Origin of the sequence: uncultured Caballeronia sp., from assembly GCF_964243625.1 — a bacterium.
GTDB lineage: Bacteria > Pseudomonadota > Gammaproteobacteria > Burkholderiales > Burkholderiaceae > Caballeronia.
Genome location: NZ_CAXTGZ010000186.1, coordinates 1 through 3,273, shown reverse-complemented (window position 1 = coordinate 3,273; position 3,273 = coordinate 1). Strand labels below are relative to the sequence as shown.

Sequence of the window (3,273 nt, the reverse complement as noted above, 5' to 3'; positions counted from 1 at the left end):
CGCTATCCGCGCAGGCTATTTCGATAACCGCCGCTAGTCGTGTGCGGTCCGTCCAGGCTGGAGCGCGCACGGCTGTTCTTGGCGCGCATCCTGACGCATTGAATTCAGTTTTTACGGGACATCATGGAACACACTCGCATTCGTCCGTTCAACACGAAGGTCACCTATCCCGAACAGTCGCTCGATAACGATCTCGCGCAAGCGGTCGTGGCGGGCAACATGATCTTCCTGCGCGGCCAGATTGGGCAGGATATCGATACATACGAATCAGTCGGTATCGGCGATGCCGCAGCGCAGGCCGAAAAGGCGATGGCCAACGTCAAGATGCTGCTTGAAGAAGCCGGCAGCAAGCTCGAAGACATTTGCAAGGTGACGATCTATCTGACCGACGTGCGGTATCGCGAGGCGGTGTATCGCGTGGTCGGGCGCTGGTTGAAGGGTGTGCACGCGGTATCGACGGGACTGACCGTTACCGCGCTTGCGCGTCCTGAATGGCTGGTCGAGGTCGACGTGATCGCTGTGAAGTCATGACGCTTGCTTGAACCGGCGGCCCGGAAATGACTTTCCAGGCCGCCGGCATGCTACGCGTGCCCGACGTTATGCACGGGTGTTGCCCGGAAAACGAGGACAAGCCCGGCAAGTATCAACGCCATTCCCGCGACGCCTGCCGGTGCGAGGTGGCTGCCGAGGAAGATGTAGTCCATGATAGCCGTGCAAACAGGCACGAGATAAAAGAGGCTTGTCACGTTGACGAGATTCCCCGCATTCACGAGGCGGTAGAACAGCACCTGCGCAAACACCGATATCACGATGCCTAGCCAGAACAACGGCAAGAGCAGCCCCGCACTCAGGACGATACCGGACGGCTGCAAAGGCAGGAACAACACGCATAGCACGAGGCTGACTGCGTTTTGCAAAGGCAGGATATCGACAGGCTGCTGCTTCAGGCGTTTTTGCAGAATGGCCCCGACCGTCATGCAACCGAGCGATGCGGATGCGAACAACAGTCCCAGCGCCGGGAAGTGTCCGATCCTTCCCGCTCCCAACACGACCAGACACAAGCCACTCAAGGCAAGTAAAAGGCCGCCCGCGCGCCGTATCGTCAATCGTCGTTCCACGAGCAACAGCGTCAACACAGGCTGAACGCCCAGGATGGTAGCGAGAATGCCGGGCGTCATTCCATGGTCAAGCGCAAGCAGATAGCAGATGGAATAACCGCCTGTGAGCAAGCCGCCGGTAAGCGCAACCTGAAGTCTCGTTCCTCGCGCGGGCAGCCATCGTCCGCGCCATACGCCCAGGGCCGCGAAGACCGCTGACGCGAGTGCGAAGCGCATGACGAGAAAGGGTAGTGCGGGAGCATGCTGGAGCCCTGTTTCCGAAACGATCGCACCGCTGCTCCAGAGCAACACGAAGAGCGCCGTCGAGCCATAGGCTGCGAAGGCTGTTTTTACAAAGACCATGATTCATTCACCTGTCGAGGGAATAGATGACCAGGGCGAACACGGTCACGCCGCCAGAGCACGCAAGGTGCAGCGGTCGAGCCGGTTGCCAGGATTCAGCGGCTGTTGATCAGCCGCGAACGAGTCCACGCGGAGGCGCTGCTGCGCCTGCGGTGACGGCGTTCGGAGGAGATGCGGGAGGTGAAGCGACAGGTGGTGAACCAGAAGAAGCAGATGGACAGGCCGTGCGCGCGCGGCTGATAGTCGAGTTGAACTCGATATCAGCGGAAAGAATGTGCGCGGGCTTCGTCATGAGAGAGATGAAGGTTCGTCGAAGGTTCGTGGCTTCGTGAGCGTGAGATTACCGTTTCCGCGAAGCTTGTGCAACGCACGTTCAGGTGGCGTGGCGGACCACTTAACAAGCTGGTCCGCATCACACCTTAAGCCTCGCCCAGCGGTTCGGCTGCAACGGCGCTTGCCGCGGGCCTCTCCGACGACGACTTCACGCGGCTGATCCACACCGCCGCCGCGATTACGAGCACGGTCGCGAGCCATCCATTGACGCCATACCCTTGAATGCTCCCGTCAGCACCGCTCGACAACAGCAAGCCCCCAAGCCACGCGCCGCAACCGCTGCCAAGCGCCTGCAGCGCACTGTTCGTGCTGAGGAACGCGCCCCGGTTTGCGGGCTCTGGAACCGTCGTAAGCAACGCCTGCATGGGAACCATGCGGCCGGAAACCGTCACCATGAAGACCGGGAAAAACAGCAGCAGCAATACATACGGCAAGCTCGGTAAATGCGTGACGAAGAGGATGGGCAGAAGGGAAACGGCGACCATCACGCGGAACATGTGGCGGCTGCCGTAACGATCGGAAAGACGGCCGACAAAACGTGAAGTGAAGAACGTCGCCGCGCCACCGCCCATATAAAGCCAGGACAATTGCGCAGGCTGCACGCCGTGATTGGCGACCAGCACGGGCGATATGAACGGGATCACCAGCATCTGCGAGCCCATTACAACGAAGGTCATGGCGAACGCGCTCATGTATCGAGGGTTCGTCAAAAGCCGCCATAACGATGGCAGCACGCTTCGCAACGCAGGCTGTTGCCGTCCCAGGTGTTCGGCCAGCGTGGGTACGATTCGCATGCCGCCGAGCCATATCAGCACGGAGAGCACCGTCAGCAGGATGAATGGCGTGTACCAGCCGAAGTGCGCGCCGAGCAAAATGCCTGCCGGCACGCCCGCAACGGCGGCCAGTGAAAACGCCGTCATGATCGTGCCGGTCGCGGCGCCGCGCCTTGCCACGGGGATGACGTCGCTGACAATGGCCATCACGACCGAACCGAGCATGCCGCCGGTGATGCCCGCGAATGCACGCGCTAAAAGCAGGATAGGGAAAGTGGGCGCAAAGGCGCAAGCGAGGTTGGATAAAGCAAACAACGCATACACGGCGAGCAATAACCGGCGCCGGTCGAAGCGATCGATATACGTCGCCCCCAGCAGCCCGGAAAGTCCCGAGCACCATGAGTACGCCGAGACCGCGGTGGCAAATGCAGCGGGTGTAATCTGAAAGCTGCGCATGATCTGCGGGCCGAGCGGCATCATCACCATGAAGTCCATGATGATGGTGAACTGGGTGAGTGCGAGCAGCCACAGCAGGCGCCGCTCGCGAGTTGAATCGAGACTATACATAGCCATCCTGATTGAATTTATTCTTTTGGACGCGGCGTGTGCGATTCAAGGTCTAGTCGTCGATAGACTCATGGACCGCAACCGCGCCGCGCTTCCAGTAACTGGAGGCGCGAATGCGGGTTTTATCGATACCGCGTTCC

General features: G+C 60.2%; 3 protein-coding genes and 2 pseudogenes (1 of these 5 only partly in view). 2 read left to right on the top strand and 3 right to left on the bottom strand.

Features of this window, described 5'->3' with window-relative positions:
• Both ACFFAR_RS14580 and ACFFAR_RS14575 read left to right on the top strand, forming a co-directional pair.
• Positions 1 to 37 (top strand): annotated as a pseudogene (locus ACFFAR_RS14580) (agmatinase); it begins 959 nt to the left of the window's first position.
• 86 nt (positions 38 to 123) lie between these two features.
• Entirely contained in the window at positions 124 to 531 is a 408-nt protein-coding gene (locus ACFFAR_RS14575; protein ID WP_075360155.1) for a RidA family protein, read from the top strand.
• 50 nt (positions 532 to 581) lie between these two features.
• Here the strand turns inward: ACFFAR_RS14575 and ACFFAR_RS14570 are convergent, their stop codons facing one another.
• From ACFFAR_RS14570 to ACFFAR_RS14560, 3 genes and pseudogenes are all read right to left on the bottom strand, one after another.
• Positions 582 to 1,460: an EamA family transporter gene (locus ACFFAR_RS14570; RefSeq protein ID WP_174363432.1), complete on the bottom strand. Its 879-nt coding sequence runs from the start codon at positions 1,458 to 1,460 to the stop codon at positions 582 to 584.
• Between the two features lie 419 nt (positions 1,461 to 1,879).
• Positions 1,880 to 3,133, bottom strand: coding sequence for an MFS transporter (locus tag ACFFAR_RS14565; protein ID WP_062001118.1), 1,254 nt, complete (start codon positions 3,131 to 3,133; stop codon positions 1,880 to 1,882).
• Positions 3,134 to 3,185: 52 nt separating this feature from the next.
• Positions 3,186 to 3,273, bottom strand: a pseudogene (locus tag ACFFAR_RS14560) (siderophore-interacting protein); the annotation flags it as partial.